This window comes from Pseudomonas sp. R2-7-07 (genome assembly GCF_003852355.1).
Classification (GTDB): Bacteria; Pseudomonadota; Gammaproteobacteria; order Pseudomonadales; family Pseudomonadaceae; genus Aquipseudomonas.
Genome location: NZ_CP027759.1, coordinates 4,552,910 through 4,575,478, shown reverse-complemented (window position 1 = coordinate 4,575,478; position 22,569 = coordinate 4,552,910). Strand labels below are relative to the sequence as shown.

General features: G+C 62.1%; 18 protein-coding genes and 1 pseudogene. 6 read left to right on the top strand and 13 right to left on the bottom strand.

All coding sequences use genetic code 11. The features are described 5' to 3' along the window. Positions 1 to 16: 16 nt before the first annotated feature. The 7 genes and pseudogenes from C4J86_RS27450 to gap all read right to left on the bottom strand — a co-directional run. Positions 17 to 1,156, bottom strand: a pseudogene (locus C4J86_RS27450) (HAMP domain-containing protein); the annotation flags it as partial. 274 nt (positions 1,157 to 1,430) lie between these two features. Further along, on the bottom strand, positions 1,431 to 1,832 hold the full coding sequence (locus C4J86_RS21005; protein ID WP_124371728.1) for a YbaN family protein: 402 nt from the start codon (positions 1,830 to 1,832) through the stop codon (positions 1,431 to 1,433). A 163-nt stretch (positions 1,833 to 1,995) separates the two neighbouring features. Next, the gene (locus C4J86_RS21000; protein WP_124371727.1) at positions 1,996 to 2,604 is read right to left on the bottom strand and encodes a biliverdin-producing heme oxygenase; all 609 of its coding nucleotides are present in this window, start codon (positions 2,602 to 2,604) and stop codon (positions 1,996 to 1,998) included. 137 nt (positions 2,605 to 2,741) lie between these two features. Continuing rightward, on the bottom strand, positions 2,742 to 5,306 hold the full coding sequence (locus tag C4J86_RS20995; protein WP_124371726.1) for a TonB-dependent receptor: 2,565 nt from the start codon (positions 5,304 to 5,306) through the stop codon (positions 2,742 to 2,744). A 116-nt stretch (positions 5,307 to 5,422) separates the two neighbouring features. After that, on the bottom strand, positions 5,423 to 6,391 hold the full coding sequence (locus C4J86_RS20990; RefSeq protein ID WP_124371725.1) for a FecR domain-containing protein: 969 nt from the start codon (positions 6,389 to 6,391) through the stop codon (positions 5,423 to 5,425). A 75-nt stretch (positions 6,392 to 6,466) separates the two neighbouring features. Beyond that, complete coding sequence (locus C4J86_RS20985; RefSeq protein WP_124368204.1) at positions 6,467 to 6,985, bottom strand: RNA polymerase sigma factor; 519 nt, start codon at positions 6,983 to 6,985, stop codon at positions 6,467 to 6,469. Between the two features lie 200 nt (positions 6,986 to 7,185). Further along, positions 7,186 to 8,187, bottom strand: a complete 1,002-nt coding sequence (gap, locus tag C4J86_RS20980; RefSeq protein WP_124364224.1) for a type I glyceraldehyde-3-phosphate dehydrogenase — start codon at positions 8,185 to 8,187, stop codon at positions 7,186 to 7,188. A gap of 220 nt (positions 8,188 to 8,407) precedes the next feature. Here gap and edd point away from each other — a divergent pair, with 220 nt between their 5' ends. From edd to C4J86_RS20960, 4 genes are read left to right on the top strand one after another with little or no spacing between them, the layout of a single operon-like run. Next, positions 8,408 to 10,234, top strand: a complete 1,827-nt coding sequence (gene edd, locus C4J86_RS20975; protein WP_124364223.1) for a phosphogluconate dehydratase — start codon at positions 8,408 to 8,410, stop codon at positions 10,232 to 10,234. Further along, the gene (locus C4J86_RS20970; RefSeq protein WP_124371724.1) at positions 10,231 to 11,187 is read left to right on the top strand and encodes a glucokinase; all 957 of its coding nucleotides are present in this window, start codon (positions 10,231 to 10,233) and stop codon (positions 11,185 to 11,187) included. Before edd ends, C4J86_RS20970 begins: the two co-directional genes overlap by 4 nt. Before the next feature lie 34 nt (positions 11,188 to 11,221). Continuing rightward, entirely contained in the window at positions 11,222 to 11,956 is a 735-nt protein-coding gene (locus C4J86_RS20965) for a response regulator (RefSeq protein ID WP_124371723.1), read from the top strand. Continuing rightward, positions 11,946 to 13,415: an ATP-binding protein gene (locus tag C4J86_RS20960; protein WP_124364220.1), complete on the top strand. Its 1,470-nt coding sequence runs from the start codon at positions 11,946 to 11,948 to the stop codon at positions 13,413 to 13,415. Before C4J86_RS20965 ends, C4J86_RS20960 begins: the two co-directional genes overlap by 11 nt. 123 nt (positions 13,416 to 13,538) lie before the next feature. On the opposite strand, the gene C4J86_RS20955 is transcribed toward C4J86_RS20960, so the two are convergent. Further along, a complete protein-coding gene (locus C4J86_RS20955; protein WP_124371722.1) occupies positions 13,539 to 14,468 on the bottom strand; it encodes an AraC family transcriptional regulator in 930 nt (309 codons plus the stop codon). Between the two features lie 328 nt (positions 14,469 to 14,796). Here C4J86_RS20955 and C4J86_RS20950 point away from each other — a divergent pair, with 328 nt between their 5' ends. Beyond that, complete coding sequence (locus C4J86_RS20950) at positions 14,797 to 15,138, top strand: antibiotic biosynthesis monooxygenase family protein (protein WP_124368198.1); 342 nt, start codon at positions 14,797 to 14,799, stop codon at positions 15,136 to 15,138. A 43-nt stretch (positions 15,139 to 15,181) separates the two neighbouring features. Continuing rightward, a complete protein-coding gene (locus C4J86_RS20945; RefSeq protein WP_124371721.1) occupies positions 15,182 to 15,427 on the top strand; it encodes a hypothetical protein in 246 nt (81 codons plus the stop codon). Positions 15,428 to 15,552: 125 nt separating this feature from the next. Here the strand turns inward: C4J86_RS20945 and C4J86_RS20940 are convergent, their stop codons facing one another. The 5 genes from C4J86_RS20940 to C4J86_RS20920 form a co-directional block, all read right to left on the bottom strand. Continuing rightward, on the bottom strand, positions 15,553 to 16,185 hold the full coding sequence (locus C4J86_RS20940) for a flavin reductase family protein (protein ID WP_124371720.1): 633 nt from the start codon (positions 16,183 to 16,185) through the stop codon (positions 15,553 to 15,555). 152 nt (positions 16,186 to 16,337) lie between these two features. Further along, positions 16,338 to 17,657: an MFS transporter gene (locus tag C4J86_RS20935; RefSeq protein WP_124368195.1), complete on the bottom strand. Its 1,320-nt coding sequence runs from the start codon at positions 17,655 to 17,657 to the stop codon at positions 16,338 to 16,340. 204 nt (positions 17,658 to 17,861) lie between these two features. Beyond that, entirely contained in the window at positions 17,862 to 19,187 is a 1,326-nt protein-coding gene (locus tag C4J86_RS20930) for a sigma-54 dependent transcriptional regulator (protein WP_124371719.1), read from the bottom strand. Next, complete coding sequence (locus C4J86_RS20925) at positions 19,181 to 20,947, bottom strand: ATP-binding protein (protein ID WP_124371718.1); 1,767 nt, start codon at positions 20,945 to 20,947, stop codon at positions 19,181 to 19,183. Before C4J86_RS20925 ends, C4J86_RS20930 begins: the two co-directional genes overlap by 7 nt. A gap of 93 nt (positions 20,948 to 21,040) precedes the next feature. Continuing rightward, positions 21,041 to 22,564, bottom strand: coding sequence for a fumarate hydratase (locus C4J86_RS20920; protein ID WP_010208051.1), 1,524 nt, complete (start codon positions 22,562 to 22,564; stop codon positions 21,041 to 21,043). Positions 22,565 to 22,569: the final 5 nt, after the last annotated feature.

Sequence of the window (22,569 nt, the reverse complement as noted above, 5' to 3'; positions counted from 1 at the left end):
TCGGTTGCAGCTTGTCGAGGAAGCGGTTGAACCAGTTCACCAGCTCGCCCAGTTCGTCTTTTTTGCTGTAGGCCAGGCGCTGGGTGAGGTCGCCGTCGCCGCTGGCGATGTCTTTGAGCATGGCCGCCACGCTGTTGATCGGGCGGGTCACGCCGGTGGCCGTCAGCCAGATCAGCAGCAGGCCTACCAGGGCGGCGGCAGCCGCTACCAGCAAGGCCTTGAGGGTGCCTGTGGCCTGTGCGTCATCAAGCACAGCTTGCAGCTTCACGTTATCGGCCAGCATCACCGCTTTGGGCAGTTTGATCACCACGCCCCAGGATTTGGCGTCGGGTATCGGCTTGACGGGGTACACGGCGCGAATAGTCTCGTCCTGTTCGCGGATCATGGGGCGGTCGTTGGCGAGCAGTTGTACGATCTCCTTGCCTTCGGCGCCGAGCGTGTCGATCAGGTTCTTGCCCACTCTGGCCGGTTCACCGCTGTAGGCCGCGATCAGGCCGGTGCTGGACAGCACCTCCAAGTGCGCCGCGCCGTTGAACAAGTCTTTCTGCGCCGCGTCGGTGACCGCTTGCAGGGCGTTGAGGGCGATATCGACACCGACGACGCCGATAACCTTGCCATCCACGATCAAGGGCAGGGAGATGGTGGTCATCAGCACGGGTTTGCCGGCCACCGTGTCTTCGTACGGGTCCAACAGGCACGTAGTCCGAGTGTCCCGTGGGCAGGTGTACCAAATGTTGTAGGGCGTGCCGCTGAGGTTGAGGCTGGTTTTCGTCAGGTCATCTTCAACCATGATCGTGTTCAGGCTGTCGCCGCCGGCCCGGCTCCAGTAGCTGGAGAAGCGGCCTTTTTCGTTGGAAACGCGCGCTTTGTCGTCGATGAACTCGCTGTCCTTGCCATCCAGTCCGTTGGGTTCGAACGACAGCCAGATGCCCAGCACCTTGGTGTTACGCTCAAAAGCGGTTTTTACGCTCTGGTTGATGTCTTCGCGCAGGGCACCCGCGTCCAGCGAACGCTTGGCCCCCAGGTTACGTAGGTCTTTGACTTGATCGGCGAGGGCGGTGACCACCAGCAGGTTTTCGTTGAAGGTTTTCTGCAACTGCACGGCCTGTTCGGCCGCCTTGGCTTGCAGCAGTTGTTCTACGCTGGCAGTCAGCATTCGTGAGCTTGAGTCACTGACCAACTGATCGTTCTGGTTGGTGTTGTAGATATTGATGCCAACCACCAGTGCGATCACCCCTAACAGGCAGAGGCCGGACAGCAGCACGATTTTCAAGCGGATGGAGAGGGTGTCGAACATAGGTTCACTCACAAATGGACTTGTTGAGATGCGCAGAGCCAAGTCCATTCGGCGCCATGTCTGAAACATCGGCGTAACAAATCAATTCATGAGTGACAGGCGATAAGCGGTAGGAAAACCCCTACACGCAGCGTTATACGGGCCGTGCAAGCCGTTCGGGGCGCGACCAGATCCACAGGTTGCCCAGGCTCATGCCGGCGATTGCCAGGTAGATCGGCCAGCCGTGATCAAGCATTACCAGCATCAGGACGGCGCACAGCAACATGCTGACGGTGGCGCTGACTTTGGCCCGGCGCGCGATGATCTTGCCATTGCGCCAGTTGAACAGGATCGGCCCGAACAGGCGGTGGTTTTCCAGCCAGGCGCTGAGGCGTGGCGAGCTTTTGGTCGCGGCCCAGGCGGCAAGCAGGATGAATTCGGTGGTGGGCAAACCCGGTATGACAATCGCCACCAAGCCGATCCCCAGGCTGACGTAGGCCAGCAGGCCGTAGAGGATCTGCGCGATTTTCGAGGTGGATTGGGTTTTGCCGGTCATGGTGTGTGCAATCAGGAGGTCACAAGAAATCAGCTTGAAATAGGGTCGAAGTGTGGGAGGGGGCTTGCTCCCGATGAGGGCGTGTCAGTCACTGAATGCGTCGACTGATACGCCGCCATCGGGACAAGCCCCCTCCCACAGTTGATTGCATTTCAATTCAAGATCAGGCCAGTTCAGGGGCGCTAGCGTACGCCTGTTCCAGCAAGACGGTGAAGCGCACAAACGCATCGATGGCGCCTTTATCCATGGCGGCTTCTTCCTCGACGCTCAATTGCATTGCATCGAGGGTGCGAGTGAAGCTTTTCCAGCCTTCGGCGCGGCCGCCCGCCGGCTCGCCCAAGTGACGCGCGCCGAAGGTTTCGCTGAGGCCCAGGCCCACGGCCCGTTTGATCAGGAAGGCAGCACCCAGTTTGGAGCCTTCGGAGACGAACAGCCAGCCCAGGGATCGGGCCACACTCGGGTTGTTCACCGCCCCGGCAACCGGGGCCGGCACCTCGGTGTCGAGGTCGCCCAGGTCGAGTCTGGCGGCATCTGCGCGGCAGCGTTCGGCCAGGTTGGGAATGATCCGGTTCAGTTCGGCATCGTTGTACAGCGCCACCAACTCCGATTGGAACAGGTACTGCGCCACCACGAAGCGGGCAAAGTTGGCCTGGGTTGCAAACGGCGCGTGGGCCTTTACCAACGCGTCGAGCCTGGTGTGTGGCGCGTGGGTGATCTGGTTCAGGCGCTGGGAGCGCAGGCTTGGACGTTCTGCGGTAGGAGAAGCGGTCATGAAAAAGTCCTTGAGAGGGGGAGCGCCTTTCTGGCTCTGAAGAGAGCGGTTATCAACTAGACGAACAGGAAGACGCGGCACAGTAAAAATTCCGCACCTCGCCGCTCGATCATCGCGGCGAGATGCAGCAGGTGGCGTCAGATGTCCCAGATCACATTGATCGCGAAGTTGCGACCCGGCTGGGTCAGGCGGTCAAGGTTGGCCGGGCCGGTCACCGCGGCTTCGCCGACGCTGTCGTAGCTGCGCACGTCGTCCCAGTTCCAGTACTTCTTGTCGGTGAGGTTGTAGACGCCGCCGTTGATGGTCACGTCGTGGGAGACCTTGTAGTAAGCGCTCAGGTCGAGAATGCCGAACCCCGGCGTCTTGAACGGGCCGCTGGTGTCGCCGTCCGGGGCGTGGAAGGTGCTGCTGTCGACGCGATTCTGTTTCTTCACCAGGGTCCAGCTCAGCAGGCCGCCGTAGCTGTCCTGATCGTAGCCCAGGCCGAAGACGCCCTTGAGCGGGTTGACGCTGTTGAGCGGCTGGCCGTTGTCGTCGTTGCGGCCATGGGCGTAGGACACCGCTCCCTGGGTATACAGGCCTTGCGGTGCACCGAAGGCATCCAGGTTCAGGCGGCCCTTGGCTTCGGCGCCCTTGATGGTGGCGCGTTTGATATTCACCGCCTGGAACTGCTCGACGGTGCCGCCGACCACCGCGTTGTCTTCGTCGATGAAGTCGCGGTATTTGTTATAGAACACCGCGATTTCAAACGAGCCCTCGTCGAACTTGCCGCGAAGCCCGGTTTCGATGCCCTTGCTGGTTTCCGGCTTGAGGTCGGGGTTGGGCTCCACGGTGTAGCCCAGGTTGAGGTTTTCGAAGCGGCCGTACAGCGCTTTGGCGGACGGTGTGCGGAAACCTTCGGCGTATTGGCCGAACCAGGTGTATTGATCGGTCAGGGCGTAGGTCAGGCCGAACTTGGGCGTGACGCGGTGCCAGGTTTTGTCCTTGCCGTCGACCGCATATTCACCGGTGGGGTTCACGGTGCTGAGGAATTCCTCGGTCAGCTTGGGCTTGAGCCGGGTGTAGTCGTAGCGTACGGCGGGCAGGAAGGTCCATTTATTCCAGCTGATCTGGTCCTGGGCGAACAGCGAATAGGTGTTGATGGTCGGGTCGGGGAAATCGCTGGATTTCTTCACGCTGTCGCCGGCCGACGGGCTGGGCGCGCCGATGGCGGTGCAGCCGCTGCCGACCGCCAGGCAAGTGGCGCTGCCTTCACGCGAACCGGTGACTTTCTGCTGCTTGAGGGTGGTGCCGTAGGTCACCTGGTGCTCGGTGTCGCCAAGGCTGAAGGCCTTGTCCAGCTGTGCATCGAAGACCCACTGCTTTTCTTCGTACAGGGTGTCGCGGGTGCGCAGTACGCGACGGCCCGACTGATAGATTTCAGCGGTGGTCTGGTCGGTCTTGGCGATCTGGTAATTGAGGCTGGTCTTGATGCGGTCGGCGACCGGCGACTCAAGGGCGAAGCTGTTTTCCAGGCCGAAACGTTCACGGGTAATGGTGTCGTTGCCGCGACGGTCACGGTAAAGGTTGAAGCCGCGCCCACCAATGAACGGGCCGCCCACCGCGTTCTTCAGGTTGATGTCGCGATCATCCTTGTACTTCTCGTACGTCAGGCCCAGGCGGTTATCGTCGCCATAATTCCAACCCAGTTTGGCCAGCACGTTGGTAGTGCGCGCGTCTTCGGGGTTGGCGCCGGTGCGGGCCAGGCCGGTGGCGTTGTTGCCATCATAGGACTCGGTTTCGTGACCGTTGCGCTGGCTCAGGTGCAGCAAACCGTCGACGTCCTGCACACGGCCGGCTACGGTGGCGGACGTCAGCCAGCTTTCGTCGGCGGAGCTGTAGCCGGTCTTCAGGCGGGCGCCGACGTCCTGCCCGGGCTGGATGATGTCATCCGGGTCGAGGGTGAAATAGCTCACCGCGCCGCCAATGGCGCTGCTGCCGTACAGGGCCGAGGCCGGCCCGCGCAGGATCTCCACGCGCTTGACGATTTCCGGGTCGACGTAGTTGCGCCGGGTCTTGGCGTAGGGGCCGTTGAAGAAGTTGTCGGGCACCTCCACGCCGTCGACCTGGGTAAGAATGCGGTCGCCGTCGATACCGCGAATGTTGTAGCCGGCATTGCCCGAGCGCGTGCCGGCGCCGCCCACCGACACGCCCGGTTCGTAGCGCACCAGCTCACGGGTAGTGTTGACGTTCTGGCGGTCCAGTTCCTGGCGGTCGTGCACGCTGACCATGCTCGGTACGCTGTCCACATCCTGCTCGGTACGGGTGGCGCTGATGGTCACCTGCTGCAGGTTGAGGGCGTCTCCGGCGGCACGTTTCTCCAGGACGATGTTGTTGTTGCCCAGCTTGCGATAGCTCAGGTTGGTCCCCACCAACAGCCGTTCCAGCGCCTTCTCGGGCGACAACGCACCGCGCACCCCAGGGGACGACACACCCTGGCCCAACTCAGCCGGCAGGCCGACTTGCCAGCCGGTCACGCCGGTGAAAGCGTTCAGCGCCGACACCAAGGGCTGCTGTTCGATGCTGAAGGTGTAATTGCCTTGGCTGCGCGGCGCCGGTTCTGCGGCAGTGGCGGCCATTGCCGGCGCGCCGGCCATCAGCACGGCGGCGGTCAGCAGGGACAGGACGGGCGAACAAGACCGGCGGTTGAAACGAGAGGACATCGAGAGCGCTCCGGAGATACGAATCTTATAGTTGCGAACTGAACCAAATAGGAATCAGTTGCATTGGCTATAACGAGACGTATCGCCGGTCAGCATCGAGTAAAAATAATTCTCATTTAGTTCAAGATCACCAGCGCTGGGTATTCCGACAGCTTGGCCGAGGTGATGTGGGCCAGGGAACGCACCACGTCCAGCGGTTGGTCGAGTCGATAGTTACCGGTGACGGCGACACTGGCGAGCCTGTCGTTGGTGTTGACGATCCAGCCTGGGTAATAGCGACGCAGCTCCGCCAGCACTTCGCCCATCGGGCAGTTTTCGAACACCAGTCGGCCCTGGACCCAGGCCAGGTCCTTGCCGGCGTCCAGCTTGGCCGGCTGACCAAAGCCTTTGGGACCGATGCGGATACTTTCACCGGCACTCAGGCGCACCCGGGCGTCGTCGACGGTGTTGCTCAGGTCGACATCGCCGCGCTGCACCTGCACCTGGGCTTCGCCGTCGAGATAGCGCACGGCAAACGCGGTGTCGCGCACGCTGGCGCGCACCGGGCCGGCGTCGATTTCCAGCGGCAGGCCACGGCTGGGGGCGATGTCGAAAAACGCTTCGCCCTGGTAGAGGCGGGCGATGCGTTGGTGGTCCTTGATGCGGCTGGAAAACGCCGAATTGGTGTTCAGCAGTACATTGGCGCCCTCGTCCAGTTGCAGGCGCTGGCGTTCACCGACCACGGTGAGGTGGTCGGCCTGCAGGCGTACCGGCAGGTTGCTGAAGCTGAACAGGCCGAGCAGCAGCACGGCGGCGGTGGCCAGGGGTTTCCAATGCGGTTTGATCCGGCGCCAGGCGCTCGGTTTGCGTGGTGCGGCCAGAGCCACGGCGGCGCTGTGTACGGGCGCGGCACCCCAGGCGGCCTGGGCTTTGCTGAAGGCGTGGGCGTGCGCGGGGTCCTCGGCCAGCCAGGCTTGGAACGCAGCTTGCTGGCCGGGTTGCGCGCACTGCAAGGCGATCAGCCAATCGAGGGCTTGGTCCATGGCCGTGTCTTGCAGCACCTCGTGAGCCAGCTCGTGGGGGCGCAGTTTATTCGGGTCCGTCACGGTGTTCCTCGGGTCTTCGCCACGTTCTATTCATTTTTCCTACAGCCTGGATCGACACTTCTGTCGGCGTGAAGCTTAAGGCTGATCCAGCCGTTCGGCCACACCTACACAGATGGCCATGATCAACTTCAGTTCCTTTTGTACGGTGCTCAAGGACACCTGCAGCTGATCGGCGATTTCCTGGTAGCTGCAACCGTGCAGGCGGCTGAGGATGAAGATCCGCTGCTGGCGAGCACTCAACTGGCCCAGGCTGACGCTCAGGTGCTCGAGCAACTGCTCGGCCTGAGTCGCGTCTTCGGGTGTGCTGATCGGGGCGGCAACGCTTTGCAGGATATCCAGCGGGACATCTTCCTGCAGGGTGCGGGCCTGGATCCTGCGCGAACGCAAATGATCCAGCGCCAGGTTGCGCGCGGTCTGGTAGACGAAGGGTTCAAGGTGGTCGATCGGCCGCTCGCTCAGGGCCCGGGTCACGCGCAGGTAGGTTTCCTGCAACAGGTCCTCGGCGGTGCTGTGGTTATTCACCATGCGTTGCAGCGTGCGCAGCAGAATCACCCGTTGGGTGAGAAAGACGTGGTTGAAGCGAGATTGGCTCACAGTGATACCAGACCGATTTGCAGTTAATGATAATGCTTATCATCAACTGAAATGGCAAGTGGCTATTTCTGCAGCCTTGCACCGCTCAAATGTGGGAGGGGGCTTGCCCCCGATAGCGGTGTATCAGTCATGAACAGGCTGACTGACACACCGCCATCGGGAGCAAGCCCCCTCCCACACGAGCCCCATTCCAAATGGGATTACTCGGCGTTACACAGCGCCAGGCAGTTATCCAGCATCCGGTTCGAGAAGCCCCACTCGTTGTCATACCAGGCCAGCACTTTAAGCAACTTGCCGCTCACCTTGGTGTGATTGGCATCGAAGATCGATGACAGCGGGTTATGGTTGAAGTCACTGGAAACCAGCGGCAGGGTGTTGTAGCCGAGGATCTTCGAGTGCTGGCTGGCGTGCTTCAACAGCGCGTTGACTTCATCGGCCGTGGCTTCTTTTTTCAGCTGCACGGTAAGGTCCACCAGCGACACGTTGATCACCGGCACGCGCACCGCCATGCCGGTCAGCTTGCCCGCCAGTTCCGGCAATACCAGGCCGACGGCTTCAGCGGCGCCGGTCTTGCTCGGGATCATGTTCTGGGTGGCCGAACGCGCACGGTACGGGTCGGTGTGGTAGACGTCGGTGAGGTTCTGGTCGTTGGTGTAGGCGTGAATCGTGGTCATCAGGCCGCTTTCGATGCCCAGTTCGCGGTGCAGCACCTGGGCCACCGGCGCCAGGCAGTTGGTGGTGCACGACGCGTTGGAGATGATCTGGTGCGATTGACGCAAAATGTCATGGTTTACGCCGTAGACCACGGTCGCATCCGCGCCCTTGGCCGGGGCAGAGATGATCACCTTGCGCGCACCGGCGCTAATATGGGCGGCGGCCTTGTCACGATCGGTGAACAGGCCGGTGCATTCGAACACCACGTCAATCTTGTGCGCGGCCCACGGCAGGTCGGCCGGGTTGCGAATGGCACTCACGGCGATCCGGTCGCCATTGACGGTCAGGCTTTCCTGATCGTGGGCGACCTCTGCTTCGAATGTGCCATGCACGGTGTCATATTTGAGCAGGTGGGCATTGATCGAGCTGTCGCCCAGATCATTGATGGCGACGATCTGCAAATCCTGGCGGTAGCCTTGGGTATACAGTGCGCGCAGAACATTACGGCCGATACGGCCAAAACCGTTGATTGCGATACGTAGAGTCATTGGAAAGTGCCTATCGTCGATTTGTTGTAAGAATTACAAGATTATTCGCATAAAAATAGAAAACAAGCCTTTTTAGTGGCAATATTTTGTTCAATCTACAACGAGTGACCTGAATCAACTGGTCCGATGATCCAAACGACTGCCTGCCATCCATGCGCTGCGGGCGTTTGATCAGCATAGACACTCAGGTCGCCACATCCGTTAGCCTGGAGTTCTATACATGCATCCCCGCGTCCTTGAGGTCACCGAACGGCTTATCGCCCGCAGCCGCGCCACCCGCGAGGCTTACCTTGCGCTCATTCGCGGCGCAGCCAGCGACGGTCCGATGCGCGGCAAGCTGCAGTGCGCCAACTTCGCCCACGGCGTGGCCGGTTGCGGCACCGAAGACAAAAACAGCCTGCGCATGATGAATGCCGCCAACGTGGCAATTGTTTCTTCGTATAACGACATGCTCTCGGCGCATCAGCCGTACGAACATTTCCCTGAACAAATCAAGAAAGCCCTGCGCGAAGTCGGCTCGGTCGGCCAGTTCGCCGGCGGCACGCCCGCCATGTGCGATGGCGTGACCCAAGGCGAGCCGGGCATGGAGCTGAGCCTGCTCAGCCGTGAAGTGATCGCCATGTCCACGGCGGTCGCGCTGTCCCATAACATGTTCGACGCTGCGTTAATGCTGGGCATCTGCGACAAGATCGTCCCCGGGCTGATGATGGGCGCGCTGCGCTACGGCCACCTGCCGATGATCTTCGTGCCCGGCGGGCCAATGCCGTCGGGCATCTCCAACAAGCAGAAAGCCGATGTGCGCCAGCGCTACGCCGAAGGCAAGGCCACCCGCGAAGAGCTGCTGGAATCGGAAATGAAGTCCTACCACAGCCCTGGCACCTGCACCTTCTACGGCACCGCCAATACCAACCAACTGTTGATGGAAGTGATGGGCCTGCACCTGCCGGGCGCTTCGTTCGTCAACCCGTATACGCCGCTGCGCGATGCACTCACCCGCGAGGCCGCGCACCAGGTCACACGCCTGACCAAGGCCAACGGTAATTTCACGCCGATCGGCGAGATCGTCGACGAGAAGTCACTCGTCAATTCCATCGTCGCCCTCAACGCCACGGGCGGGTCCACCAACCACACCCTGCACATGCCGGCCATCGCCATGTCGGCGGGCATCATCCTGACCTGGCAGGACATGGCCGACCTCTCCGAAGTGGTGCCGACCCTGTCGCACGTGTACCCGAACGGCAAGGCTGACATCAACCACTTCCAGGCGGCGGGCGGCATGTCGTTCCTGATCCGCGAACTGCTCGAAGCCGGCCTGCTGCACGAGGACGTCAACACCGTGGCGGGCAAGGGCTTGAGCCGTTACACCCAGGAGCCGTTCCTGGTCGACGGCGAACTGATCTGGCGCGACGGCCCCATCGAAAGCCTCGATGAAACCATCCTGCGCCCCGTGGCCCGTGCGTTTTCGCCGGAAGGCGGCCTGCGGGTGATGGAAGGCAACCTCGGCCGTGGCGTGATGAAAGTCTCGGCAGTAGCGCCCGAGCACCAAGTGGTCGAAGCGCCGGCGGTGGTGTTCCAGGATCAACAGGACCTGGCCGATGCCTTCAAGGCAGGCCAGCTGGAAAAAGACTTTGTCGCGGTGATGCGCTTCCAGGGCCCGCGCTCCAACGGCATGCCCGAATTGCACAAAATGACGCCGTTCCTTGGCGTGTTGCAGGACCGTGGGTTCAAAGTCGCCCTGGTGACAGACGGGCGTATGTCCGGCGCCTCGGGTAAGATTCCCGCCGCGATCCACGTCAACCCCGAAGCCCAGAGCGGCGGGCCGCTGGCGCGGGTCCAGGATGGCGATATCATTCGCGTCGATGGCGTTACCGGCACCCTGGAGCTTAAGGTGGACGCCGAAGAATTTGCCGCGCGCACGCCGGCCACGGGCCTGCTGGGCAATAACGTGGGCGCCGGTCGCGAGTTGTTTGCATTCATGCGCTTGGCCGCAAGCTCCGCAGAGCAAGGCGCCAGCGCCTTTACCTGTGCCTTGGAGACGCTTAAGTGAAGTTAGCGCTGGTCGGTGACATCGGGGGTACCAACGCCCGTTTTGCGTTGTGGCGGGATCAGGCACTGCATTCGATCCGCGTGCAGGCCACGGTGGATCACGCAAGCCCTGAGGAGGCCATCAAGGTCTATCTCAGGGAGGTAGGCCTGGCGCTGGGTGACATTGGCGCGGTGTGCCTGTCGGTGGCCGGCCCGGTGAGCGGCGATGAATTCAAGTTCACCAACAATCACTGGCGCTTGAGCAAGACGGCTTTCTGCCAGGCGTTGCAGGTAGACGAACTGCTGCTGGTCAATGACTTCTCGGCCATGGCCCTGGGCATGACCCGCTTGCAGCCCGATGAATTTCGCGTGGTGTGCGAAGGTATCCCGGAGCCGTTGCGCCCGGCCGTGGTGATCGGCCCGGGCACCGGCCTGGGCGTCGGTACCTTGCTGGACCTCGGCGCAGGCCGTTGGGCGGCGTTGCCGGGGGAGGGCGGCCATGTCGACCTGCCCCTGAGCAGCCCGCGTGAAACGCAGTTGTGGCAACACATCTACAGCGAGATCGGCCACGTCAGCGCTGAAACCGCGTTGAGCGGTGGCGGTTTGCCGCGCCTGTACCGGGCGATCTGTGCGGTGGACGGGCACACCCCGGTGCTGCACACGCCCGAGGCCATCACGGCGGCGGGCCTGGCGGGCGATCCGGTGGCGCTGGAAGTGCTCGACCAGTTCTGCATCTGGCTGGGCCGAGTGGCCGGCAACAATGTGCTGACCACGGGCGGGCGTGGCGGTGTGTATATCGTGGGCGGGGTGATACCGAGGTTTGCCGACTTCTTTATCCGCAGCGGTTTCGCCAGGAGTTTTGCCGACAAAGGCTGCATGAGTGACTACTTCAAAGGCATCCCGGTGTGGCTGGTGACCGCGCCGTATTCCGGCTTGACCGGTGCGGGTGTGGCGCTTGAGCAGGCATTTGCTTAGGCTGTGACGGCCTCATAACAACAAGGAGGACCCCGTGAGCGTAATCAGTAAATCGATTCTCCTCGTCGACGACGACCAGGAAATCCGCGAATTGCTGCAAACCTACCTCAGTCGCGCCGGCTTCCAGGTCCGTGGCGTGGCTGATGGCGCGGGGTTCCGCCAGGCGATGAACGAGGCGCCGTGCGACCTGGTCATCCTGGATGTGATGTTGCCCGATGAAGACGGTTTCAGTCTTTGCCGCTGGATCCGCCAGCACCCGCGCCAGGCGCAGGTGCCGATCATCATGCTCACCGCCAGTTCCGACGAAGCCGACCGCGTGATCGGCCTGGAACTGGGCGCCGATGACTATATCGGCAAGCCGTTCAGCCCCCGCGAACTGCAGGCGCGGATCAAGGCGCTGCTGCGGCGCTGCCAGTTCGGCCAGGAGCGCAGCAATGGCGGCGAGGTGTTGGCGTTCGATGAATGGCGCCTGGATATGATCAGCCATCGCCTGTTTCACGTGGACGGCGAAGAGGTGATCCTCTCCGGCGCCGACTTTGCCTTGCTCAAGTTGTTTCTCGACCACCCGCAACAGATCCTCGACCGCGACACCATCGGCAACGCCACCCGGGGCCGCGACCTGATGCCGCTGGACCGCATTGTCGACATGGCCGTCAGCCGCCTGCGCCAACGTCTGCGCGATACCGAAAAACCACCCCGTCTGATCCGCACCGTGCGCGGCAGCGGCTATCAACTGGCAGCCAGCGTGGTTGCCGGCAATGCCCACTGAACGTCTGCGTGAACTACGCCGGCGGATCCCGGTACCGCGTTCGCTGCTGGGGCGGATGTTACTGCTGACCCTGTTGGCGGTGCTGTTTGCCCAGGCGTTATCCAGCGTGATTTGGGTGTCGCAACTGCGCGCTACCCAGCTTGAAGGCCTGGTGACGGCTGCCCGTAGCCTGGCGCATTCGATGACCGCCAGCGTGAGTTACTTCCGTTCATTACCAGTGGCCTATCGCCCGCTGGTGCTCGACCAGTTGCGCAGCATGGGCGGCACGCGTTTTGTGGTGACCCTCAACGATCGCCCGCTGGATATGCAGGTATTGCCCGAAACCCCGCGCAAGCAGGCGGTGCTGGTGGCCGTGGACGACGTGCTGCGCCAGACCCTCGGCGCCGATGTGCATATCTCGGTGGAATTCGTCAGCGCCGAAGACCTGCGCATTTTCAATGCCGGGCTTAAGCTCGACGAACTGCCGCGCTCCTGGGCTCACTACGCGCTGACCCTCGAGCCGGTCAACCCGCCGGTGCTGGTCACCCAGATCCAGCTCGCTCCCGGTGAATGGTTGTACATCGCCTCGTTGTTGCCCGAACCCTATACCAGCCTTGAAGAGCAAGGCCTGCCAGCCCAGCAGGTGTGGTTTATCGTGTTGACCAGCGGTTTCCTGCTGCTGTTCATCGGCTTGCTGGTGCATTGGCAGAGCCGCCCGCTCAAGCGCCTGGCGCGGGCGGCGCGGGACATGTCCCTGGGGGCGGATGTTGAGCCGGTGGCCGAAGGCGGCGGCAGTGAAGTGGTGGAAGTCGGCCGTGCGTTCAACGCAATGCGTGAGCGCATCAGCCGTTACCTCACCGAGCGCAGCCAGCTGTTCAGCGCGATTTCCCACGACCTGCGCACACCCATCACACGCCTGCGCCTGCGCGTGGAATTGCTCGAAGACGAAAACCTGCAAGCCAAATTCGGCCGCGACCTGGATGAGCTGGAATTGCTGGTCAAGGGCGCGTTGCAATGCGTGAAAGACACCGATATCCACGAGAACATCCAGCCGGTGGACCTCAACCACGTGCTCGAATGCCTGGTGGAACCCTACCTTGCGCCCAACGGCAATGGGCGGGTGACCCAGCATGGGCAGGCCCTGACCACCTATCCGGGCAAGCCGCTGGCGCTCAAGCGCTGCATCGGCAACCTGATCGACAACGCACTGAAATACGGGCAGAACGCGCATTTGCACATCGAGGACGATGGCGCCGAGTTCATCCTGCATGTGGACGACGAAGGCCCCGGCGTGCCGGAACAGCGGTTGGAGCAGGTGTTCGAACCGCACTTTCGCCTGGCCGGGCAGCAGCAGGGCTATGGGCTGGGGTTGGGGATTGCACGCAATATCGCCCATAGCCATGGTGGTGAGGTGAGTTTGCAGAATTTGCGCGAGGGTGGGTTGCGGGTGACCCTGCAGCTGCCCCGCGGCCTCGACTGAACATACGCAGGACCCAATGTGGGAGGGGGCTTGCTCCCGATAGCAGTGTGTCAGTCAGCTGATGTGTAGCTGATACACCGCCATCGGGAGCAAGCCCCCTCCCACATTTTGATCTTCATTGCATCAGATGCTTTGGCGTAACCGGGCCAAGTCGCGCAAAGGCGGCGCGCCAAACAACCGGCTGTACTCCCGGCTGAACTGCGACGGGCTTTCATATCCCACCCGATACCCCGCCGCCGAGGCCTCCAGCCCTTCGGCAATCATCAGCCGCCGAGCTTCCTGCAAGCGCAGTTGTTTCTGGTATTGCAGCGGACTCATGGCGGTGATCGCCTTGAAACGGTGGTGCAGGGTCGAGACGCTCAGGTTCACTTCCCGCGCCAAGTCATCGATTCGCAGCGGCTGTTCGTAGTTGCCGTTCAACCACTTGATCGCCTGGCTCACCCGGTGGCTCTGGCTGTTGGCCACGGCAATTTCATACAGGCGATAGCCTTGGGGCCCGCGCAACAAGCGGTAGAGAATTTCGCGGTTGATCAGCGGGGCGAGCATCGCGATATCTTTGGGCGTATCCAGCAGGCGGGTCAGGCGTAGCACGGCATCAAGCAATTGATGGTCGATGCGGTCGACGTACATGCCTCGGGATGTCGGACGTGACGGCACGCCCATCGGGCCGGCTTCGGCAATCAGTGCAGTGAGCTGGGCCGGGTCGATATTGATGCGAACCGACAGGTTGGGGTCTTCGGGGGTGGCGTCGATAATTCGCCCGGCCACCGGCATGGCCACCGAGAACACCAGATAATTGAGGGGGTCGTAGGCAAAGATTTCGTCGGCCAGGCGCACTTCCTTGCTGCCACTGGCGAGGATGCACAGTGCCGGCTCCACCAGCACCGGCATGAAGTCACGCGGCGTGTTGTGGCGGTTCAGGTACAGCGAAGTGATCGCCGTGCCGTAGGAGCCATCTTCCCAGGTATGGCGGTGCACGATGCTGGCCAGTTCGGCACGCTGCTTTTCCATCTCGGCATCGAGGGGCATGGACTTGAGGTCGGGCGACGACATGGGGCGTCCTCTACACACTGGTTGAATGGTGCTCAGCTTAGTGGTGGGTATTCAAAAAGTGTTACGTCGATTCTGCACAATCCTTGCCTGATCCTGCGGCTTAGCGTGAATCAGGCAAGCAAGGCGGCTGTCATCTCCCTGAAATATGCCGTTCGGGGCTGGAATAAATCCAGCGCTGGAACGTCCTGCCTACGCTTCTCGCAGGATTGTGCAATAAGCCTGCAGGAATTGACTAACCGTGCCCACACCGGCGCCGCTATCTTTGATCCTGTGGCAACACGCCCTCACAGTGCTTGCCGAGCATCACTTCTCAACGGGAGAGTCGAACATGTCCACCCCCATTCCCGCGAGCCATATGGCCTTTGTCCGTGCCCGTACCGGGTACAGCACCGAACTCGGTGCACGCTTGAGCAGTTTGATCGAACCGGGCCGACAGGCCCAGGGTTGCCTGCAATTTACCGTGCAGCATTCCCAGACCGACCCCGATGTATGGCTGATCTCGGGCTTCTGGAGCAGCGAGCAGGCGATGAGCGCCTACTTCAATTCCCCGGCCCTGATGATCTTCACCGAGTTGCTGAACGACATGGTCGTGCGCAGCATGGACTTCCAGACCTTCACCGATGCATCCGCCGTCAAAGCCTACGGCGAGTACCTGCAACTGGCCGGCTAGAACGTTAGAATGGCCGACTTTTCATTGGCCAGGACGTTCAAACATGGCACGTAAACAATTCGCCCGCCACGAAGCCGTTTCCGCCGTAGTACCGGGAGAGGGCGGCTACAGCGCCGCCGTCGCCGTCAAGGCACTGGACGGCATGGGCGCACCGCGTTTTCACAAGATTCTCGATGGGCAGACGTTCAAGACGGCTTCCGACGCCGATGATGCGGCGGCGGTGCAGCTTGAATGCCTGGTCGATGTGGACGCAGACGGTCAACTTGCCTGGGCAACTGCCTCCAACTAAAGACCACCGACGATCCAAATGTGGGAGGGGGCTTGCTCCCGATAGCGGTGTATCAGCTACACATTAGTTGACTGACACACCGCTATCGGGAGCAAGCCCCCTCCCACATGTTTATTGCATTTCAGTCAGGGCTTTGTGGCGCCTGGGCGGTACATCTTGAACAGCGCCTCCGGCCCCAGCTGGAAATAATCCGCCGGGCCGCCACCGCGCAAAATCGGCTCGGCGGCGGCGGTGTCGTAGATCCCGTCCTTGAGCAGCCATTTGGCGATGTGCACCGCGACCACTTCGCCCAGCACCAGCCAGCTGGGTACCAACTGCTGGTCGGCGCGTTGCAGCTGGATAATCTGCGTCACCTTGCATTCGAACGACACCGGGCTCTCGCCTACTCGCGGTACGCCGACGACTTTCGACGCCACCGGCGTCAGGCCGGACAACTCGAATTCATTCACGTCCGGCGAAACGGCCGCGCAACTCTGGTTCATCTGCTCGGCCAGTGGGCGGGTCGCCAGGTTCCACACGAACTCGCCAGTCTGCTCGATATTGTTCAGGCTGTCTTTGCGCCCCACGCTGGAAAATCCAATGATCGGGGGAATGTAGTTGAACGCATTGAAGAAACTGTAGGGCGCCAGGTTCAGGCGGCCTTCGCGGTCGTGGGATGAGATCCAGCCGATCGGGCGTGGGCCGACGATGGCATTGAACGGGTCATGGGGCAGGCCGTGGCCGTTGGCGGGTTCGTAGAAGTGGATATCGTCGGACATGGGCCAGTTCTGCTCTCGGTTTCGGGGCAAACATCATACCCAATGTGGGAGGGGGCTTGCTCCCGATAGCAGGGTGTCAGTCAGTAATATATTGATTGACCCACCGCTATCGGGAGCAAGCCCCCTCCCACAGGTTTTATCTCATCATCCAGTTAGTCGGTGGTGATGCGCGAGTGTTTGCGTGTGTCCTTCATGGTCACATAGACCACCAACGACACCGCGATACACGCGGTCACGTACCAGTAATAGCCGGTTTCCATGCCGATGCTCTTGAACCACAGCGCGATGTATTCAGCGGTGCCGCCGAAGATCGACACGGTCAGGGCATACGGCAGGCCTACGCCCAAGGCGCGGATTTCGGTCGGGAACAGCTCGGCTTTCACCACTGCGTTGATCGAGGTATAGCCGCTGACGATGATCAGCGCCGCCATGATCAGGAAGAACGCGCCCCACCAGCTCTGGATGGTGTGCAGGGTGGTGAGGATCGGCACCGTGAACAGGGTACCGAGGATGCCGAAGGCGATCAGGATCGGTCGACGGCCAATCTTGTCCGACAGGCCGCCCACCAGGGGTTGCAGGCACATGAACAGGAACAGCGTCGCCGCTGAGATGGTGGTGGAGTCGGAGATGCTCATGCCGACGGTGTTCACCAGGTATTTCTGCATGTAGGTGGTGTAGGTGTAGAACGCCAGGGTGCCGCCCATAGTCAGGCCGACCACGGTGAGCAGTTCCTTGGGGTGGCGCATCAAGGTGCGCATCGCGCTTTCCTTGGCTTTTTCCTTCTTGGTGAACGACTCGGTTTCTTCCATGCCGCGCCGCAGGTACAGCGCAACCACTGCGCACAGCGCGCCGATGGCGAACGGGATGCGCCAGCCCCAGGCATACAGTTGCTCGGTGGTCAGCACTTGCTGCAGCACGATCAGCACCGCCAGGGCGATGAGCTGGCCCGAGATCAGGGTGACGTACTGGAAGCTGGAATAGAAACCACGGCGCTCCTTGGTCGCCATCTCGCTGAGGTAAGTGGCGGAGGTGCCGTATTCGCCACCGACCGACAGCCCCTGCAGCAGGCGGGCAAACACCAGCAGGATGGGCGCACCGATACCGATGATTTCATAGCCTGGGCTCAGGGCAATCAACAGTGAGCCGAAGCACATCAGGTAGACCGAGGCCATCAGGGCTTTCTTGCGCCCGACCTTGTCGGCGTACAGGCCCATCAGCCAGCCGCCGATCGGGCGCATCAAAAAGCCCACGGCGAAGATCGCGGCGGTATTGAGCAATTGGGCGGTGGTGTCGCCTTTGGGAAAGAAGGCTTTGGCGAAGTACAACGAGAAAGCGGCGTAGACGTACCAGTCGTACCACTCGACCATGTTGCCGACGGAGCCGCTGAAGATCGATCTGATCCGGCTGGAGGTTGTGCGTTCTTTTGCCGGCGCAGCCGCCGACCCCAGAGGCAAGGTGTTGGAGTTATCCATTGAAGGATCCTTCATCTAGTTGTTTTTATGGAGCGTGCCTGAGCACTGCCTGGCTTGGGCTGTAGCAGAAGCTGTGCCAGGTGGAGGAAGGCCCGGAATAGAAGGGTTTCAAGGTTTTTTTGAGCGGAAAGTTGCTGATGGTTTTGGAGTGATGAGCGGAAATCCGCTTATGGCAGCTTGCCCCCGATGGCGATCGGAAGACCGCTAGAGAAACATCTCCCTTACCAACCCATGCCGCTGCATCTTTTCATTGAGAGTCCGGCGCGGCAGTTGCAGTTCGGCCAGCACCGCCTTGATATCGCCTTTATGCCGGGTCAGCGCAGCTTTCAGGCAATGCGCCTCGAAGGCTTCCTGCTGCGCCGCCAAGGATTGCCCGGCCTCGATGCCCTCCGGTTCCGGCTCGCCAAGCCCCAGCACCTGGCGTTCGGCCGCGTTGGCCAGCTCGCGTACGTTGCCTGGCCAGTCATGACTGAGCAGGCGTCCCAGCGCGGGGCCGCTCAGCGGCTCGGCGCTGCGTCCCAGGCGCTGGGCAGCGTCCTGGGCAAAATGTTCATACAGCAGCGGAATGTCTTCGCGCCGCTCGCGCAGCGGCGGCAGGCGCAGTTGCGCGACGTTGAGCCGATACGCCAGGTCTTCGCGAAAGCGCCCGGCGCGGGCCTCTTCCAACAAGTCCGGCTTGGTGGCGGCGATGATGCGTAAATCCACATGAATGCTCTGATTGGAACCCAGGCGCTCCAGCTTCTGTTCTTGCAACACGCGCAGCAGTTTTACCTGCTGGGCCAAGGGCATGCTTTCGATTTCATCGAGGAACAGCGTGCCGCCGTGGGCGTATTCCAGTTTGCCGATCCGCTTGCCCTGAGCGCCGGTGAACGCGCCGCTTTCATGGCCGAACAGCTCGGCTTCGAACAGCTGCTCGGGGATCGCTGCGCAGTTGAGCGCGACAAACGGCTTTTTCGCCCGTGGGCCGAAATCATGCAGGCAGCGCGCAACCAGCTCCTTGCCGCTGCCGGTCTCACCGCGGATCAACACATTGACCGGCAGCGTCGCCAGGTCCAGCACCTGGCGTCGCAGGGTTTGCAGGCTCTTGGATACCCCGAGCAGACTGGATTCCAGCTGGGCGCGATGATCGGCTTGGCGATGCAGGCGGCGGTTTTCCAGGATCAGCCCGCGTTTATCCAACGCGCGGCGCAGGCTATTGAGCAGCGCATCCGGGCTGAAGGGTTTTTCCAGGAAGTCGTAGGCGCCGTCGCGCATGGCTTCGACGGCCATCGGCACGTCGCCGTGGCCAGTGAGCAGGATGACCGGCAAGTCGGCATCGCGCCGCTGCACTTCGGCCAGCAGCTCCAGGCCGCTGAGGCCGGGCATGCGCACGTCGCTGAGGATCACGCCGGGAAAGTCCCTGGGCAACTGCGCCAGGCATTCCTCGGCACGGCTGAACAACTGCACCGCAAACCCGGACAGGCTCAACCATTGTTCGACGGCCGTACGAATGCTGGCTTCGTCATCCACCACAATCACCGCGTTCAACATAGGTCGGGCGTCTCCAGCGCGACAGGCAAGGTCAGGGTAAATATCGCGCCGTCGCCCCGGTTGCCGGCGATCAGGCGTCCGCCCAGTTCATGCACGATAGCGTAGGACACCGCCAGCCCCAAGCCGAGCCCGTCACCCACCGGCTTGGTGGTGAAGAAGGGGTCGAAGACATTGTTCAAGTGTTCTTCGGCAATCCCGCCGCCGCTGTCGCTGACGCTCAACTGCCAGAGCTGCTGGTCGGCGTGCAGGCGGATTTCCAGGCGTTTGCGCGGCTTGTCGGCCATGGCATCCAGGGCATTGCGCAGCAGGTTGATCAGCACTTGTTCCAGGCGGATCGCGTCGCCGCGTACCCACGCGGGGCGGGTCAGGTCCAGCACCACGCCGATGGCTTCATCGCGCAAGCGTGCGTCGAGCAGGTGCAGGGATTGATCGACCACGGTGGCCAGGTCCAGGCGTTCGCGCAGGCCGCTGGGGCTTTTACGCGCGAAGGTCTTGAGATGGCCCGTCAGCGCGGCCATGCGGGTGAGCATGTCATCCAGCGGTGTGAGTGCCTTGTAGGCATCGTCCACGCGGCCGTGGTCGAGCAACAGCCGCAGGGTCGCCAATTGCATGCGCTGGGCGGTCAGCGGTTGGTTGATTTCATGGGCGAGGGCAGCGGACATCTGCCCCAGTGCCGCCAGCTTCGCCGACTGCACCAGGCCATCCTGGGCGGTGCGCAGGGCCCGGGTGCGTTCCTCGACCAATTGCTCGAGCTCTTCACGGCTGCGTTGACGCAGACGCGCCAGGCGCCAGCGTTGGCTCAAAAACAGCACGAGGAACACCAATGCCAGCCAGGATCCGGCGGCGGCCAGGCCGGCGTTGCGTTGGTCTTCAAACGGGAACTGAGGTTTGCGCAGCAGGTGCAGGGTCCAGCCTTCGGCTTTGAGCGGCAGCGATTCCCAGATGTAGTTGGCGTTGCCGTCGGGGCCGTTGACGCGCATCAGGTGACTGTTGTCGCCGAAGCGCTGCAAGGTGCTGGTCTCCAGCGGCTGCAGGTGTTTCTTGTCGTATTGGCGGGTGGCCTTGAGTTCGGCCAGGTCGCTGGCCGACAGCGCACGCAGGTTGCGGTAGCGCCAGCCCGGCTGGTTGGCGATGAACACGATCCCGCGCGCGTCGCTGACCAGCAACAGGTCGTTACCCTGGGCCCATTCACGCTCAAGCTCAGGGAATTCGAGCTTGACCACCATGGCGCCGAGGAACTGCTCGTGTTCGTCGACCACGGCGCTGGAAAGAAAGTAACCCGGTATGCCGGTGGTCACCCCCACCGCGTAAAAGCGCCCGGTGCCCTGGCTCAGGGTCTGGCTGAAATACGGTCGAAACGCATAGTTGTGCCCCACATAACTGCTGGGCAGGTTCCAGTTGCTGGCGGCCACGGCCAGGCCGGTGCGGTCCATCAATTCGAGGGTGGAAGACTGGGCGGCGCCATTGATGCGTTCCAGCTTGCGGTTGAGCAGGTCCTGGGTGGCGGCATCCAGCGGGCCTTTCAAGGCGTTGATCATCTCCGAGTCCAGCGCCAGCACGGCGGGCAGGGCACGGTAGCGTTCGATCAGGGTGTGCAGCGAGTTGGCATACAGCGCCAGCTGTTGATTGGCACGGGCGGCGTCGTCCACCAAGGCCTGGCGTTCGGCATGGCGCGTGGCCAGAGCCGCAGCCAGCACCGCACCGGCGACGATCAGCAGGGAATAGAAGGTCAGGCGCAGGGGGCGAGGGATTGCGATCATACGAGGATGAACAGGCGCAGTGGGGGCGAGCACCATAGCATGGGCTGCCCGAAACTTGTGTGGGAGGGAGCAAGGCCCCCCTCCCACCCTTACTTACTGAACTTCCACCGCCAGGCTTTCACTGATCTTCTTCTGCCAGATCGCAGGACCGGTGATGTGTACGGATTCGCCCTTGCTGTCCACCGCAACGGTGACCGGCATGTCTTTCACGTCGAACTCGTAGATCGCTTCCATGCCCAGTTCGGCGAAAGCGACGACGCGCGATTTCTTGATGGCCTGCGCCACCAGGTAAGCGGCGCCGCCCACGGCCATCAGGTACACGGCCTTGTGGTCCTTGATCGCTTCGATGGCGGTCGGACCGCGCTCGGATTTGCCGATCATGCCCAGCAGGCCGGTTTGCTCGAGGATCTGACGGGTGAACTTGTCCATCCGCGTCGCAGTGGTCGGGCCCGCCGGGCCAACCACTTCTTCGCGCACCGGATCAACCGGGCCGACGTAGTAGATGAAACGGCCCTTGAGGTCCACCGGCAGGGTTTCGCCCTTGTTCAGCATCTCGACCATGCGCTTGTGCGCCGCGTCGCGACCCGTGAGCATCTTGCCGTTGAGCAACACCGTTTCGCCCGGCTTCCAGCTCTGCACTTCTTCGGGTGTCAGGGTATCGAGGTTGACGCGACGGGCCGATGGGCCGGCTTCCCAGACGATTTCCGGGTAGGCGTCCAGCGGTGGCGCTTCCAGCGATGCAGGGCCCGAACCGTCGAGCACGAAGTGCGCGTGGCGGGTGGCGGCGCAGTTGGGGATCATGCACACCGGCAGGGACGCGGCGTGGGTCGGGTAGTCCATGATCTTCACGTCGAGCACGGTGGTCAGGCCACCCAGGCCCTGGGCGCCGATGCCCAGTTGGTTGACCTTTTCGAACAGCTCCAGGCGCATCTCTTCGATGCGGTTCTGCGGGCCGCGCTTTTTCAGCTCGTGGATGTCGATGGATTCCATCAACACTTCCTTGGCCATCACCGCGGCTTTCTCGGCGGTGCCGCCAATGCCGATGCCGAGCATGCCCGGTGGGCACCAGCCGGCGCCCATGGTCGGAACGGTCTTGAGCACCCAGTCGACGATCGAGTCGGACGGGTTGAGCATGGCCATTTTCGACTTGTTCTCGGAACCACCGCCCTTGGCGGCCACGTCCACTTCCACGGTGTTACCCGGGACGATGGAGTAGTGGATCACCGCCGGGGTGTTGTCCTTGGTGTTCTTGCGCGCGCCCGCCGGGTCAGCAAGGATGGAAGCGCGCAGGACGTTTTCCGGCAGGTTGTAGGCGCGACGCACGCCTTCGTTGATCATGTCGTCCAGGCCCATGGTGGCGCCATCCCAACGTACATCCATGCCCACGCGCACGAACACGGTCACGATACCGGTGTCCTGGCAGATCGGGCGATGGCCGGTGGCGCACATGCGCGAGTTGATCAGGATCTGGGCGATGGAGTCACGGGCGGCCGGCGATTCTTCGCGCAGGTAGGCCTCGTGCATCGCCTGGATGAAATCAACGGGGTGGTAGTAGGAAATGAATTGCAGGGCGTCGGCAACGCTCTGAATCAGGTCGTCTTGCTTGATCACGGTCATGAGTC

Bases quoted from the DNA above. Each gene is read 5' to 3' on its own strand.
- C4J86_RS20940 (WP_124371720.1), bottom strand. From the start codon at position 16,185: ATGTCCGACGATATCCACTTCTACGAACCCGCCAACGGCCACGGCCTG.
- C4J86_RS20945 (WP_124371721.1), top strand. From the start codon at position 15,182: ATGGCACGTAAACAATTCGCCCGCCACGAAGCCGTTTCCGCCGTAGTA.
- C4J86_RS21000 (WP_124371727.1), bottom strand. From the start codon at position 2,604: ATGACCGCTTCTCCTACCGCAGAACGTCCAAGCCTGCGCTCCCAGCGC.
- C4J86_RS21005 (WP_124371728.1), bottom strand. From the start codon at position 1,832: ATGACCGGCAAAACCCAATCCACCTCGAAAATCGCGCAGATCCTCTAC.
- C4J86_RS20995 (WP_124371726.1), bottom strand. From the start codon at position 5,306: ATGTCCTCTCGTTTCAACCGCCGGTCTTGTTCGCCCGTCCTGTCCCTG.
- C4J86_RS20955 (WP_124371722.1), bottom strand. From the start codon at position 14,468: ATGTCGTCGCCCGACCTCAAGTCCATGCCCCTCGATGCCGAGATGGAA.
- C4J86_RS20935 (WP_124368195.1), bottom strand. From the start codon at position 17,657: ATGGATAACTCCAACACCTTGCCTCTGGGGTCGGCGGCTGCGCCGGCA.
- gap (WP_124364224.1), bottom strand. From the start codon at position 8,187: ATGACTCTACGTATCGCAATCAACGGTTTTGGCCGTATCGGCCGTAAT.
- edd (WP_124364223.1), top strand. From the start codon at position 8,408: ATGCATCCCCGCGTCCTTGAGGTCACCGAACGGCTTATCGCCCGCAGC.
- C4J86_RS20925 (WP_124371718.1), bottom strand. From the start codon at position 20,947: ATGATCGCAATCCCTCGCCCCCTGCGCCTGACCTTCTATTCCCTGCTG.
- C4J86_RS20960 (WP_124364220.1), top strand. From the start codon at position 11,946: ATGCCCACTGAACGTCTGCGTGAACTACGCCGGCGGATCCCGGTACCG.
- C4J86_RS20950 (WP_124368198.1), top strand. From the start codon at position 14,797: ATGTCCACCCCCATTCCCGCGAGCCATATGGCCTTTGTCCGTGCCCGT.
- C4J86_RS20930 (WP_124371719.1), bottom strand. From the start codon at position 19,187: ATGTTGAACGCGGTGATTGTGGTGGATGACGAAGCCAGCATTCGTACG.
- C4J86_RS20920 (WP_010208051.1), bottom strand. From the start codon at position 22,564: ATGACCGTGATCAAGCAAGACGACCTGATTCAGAGCGTTGCCGACGCC.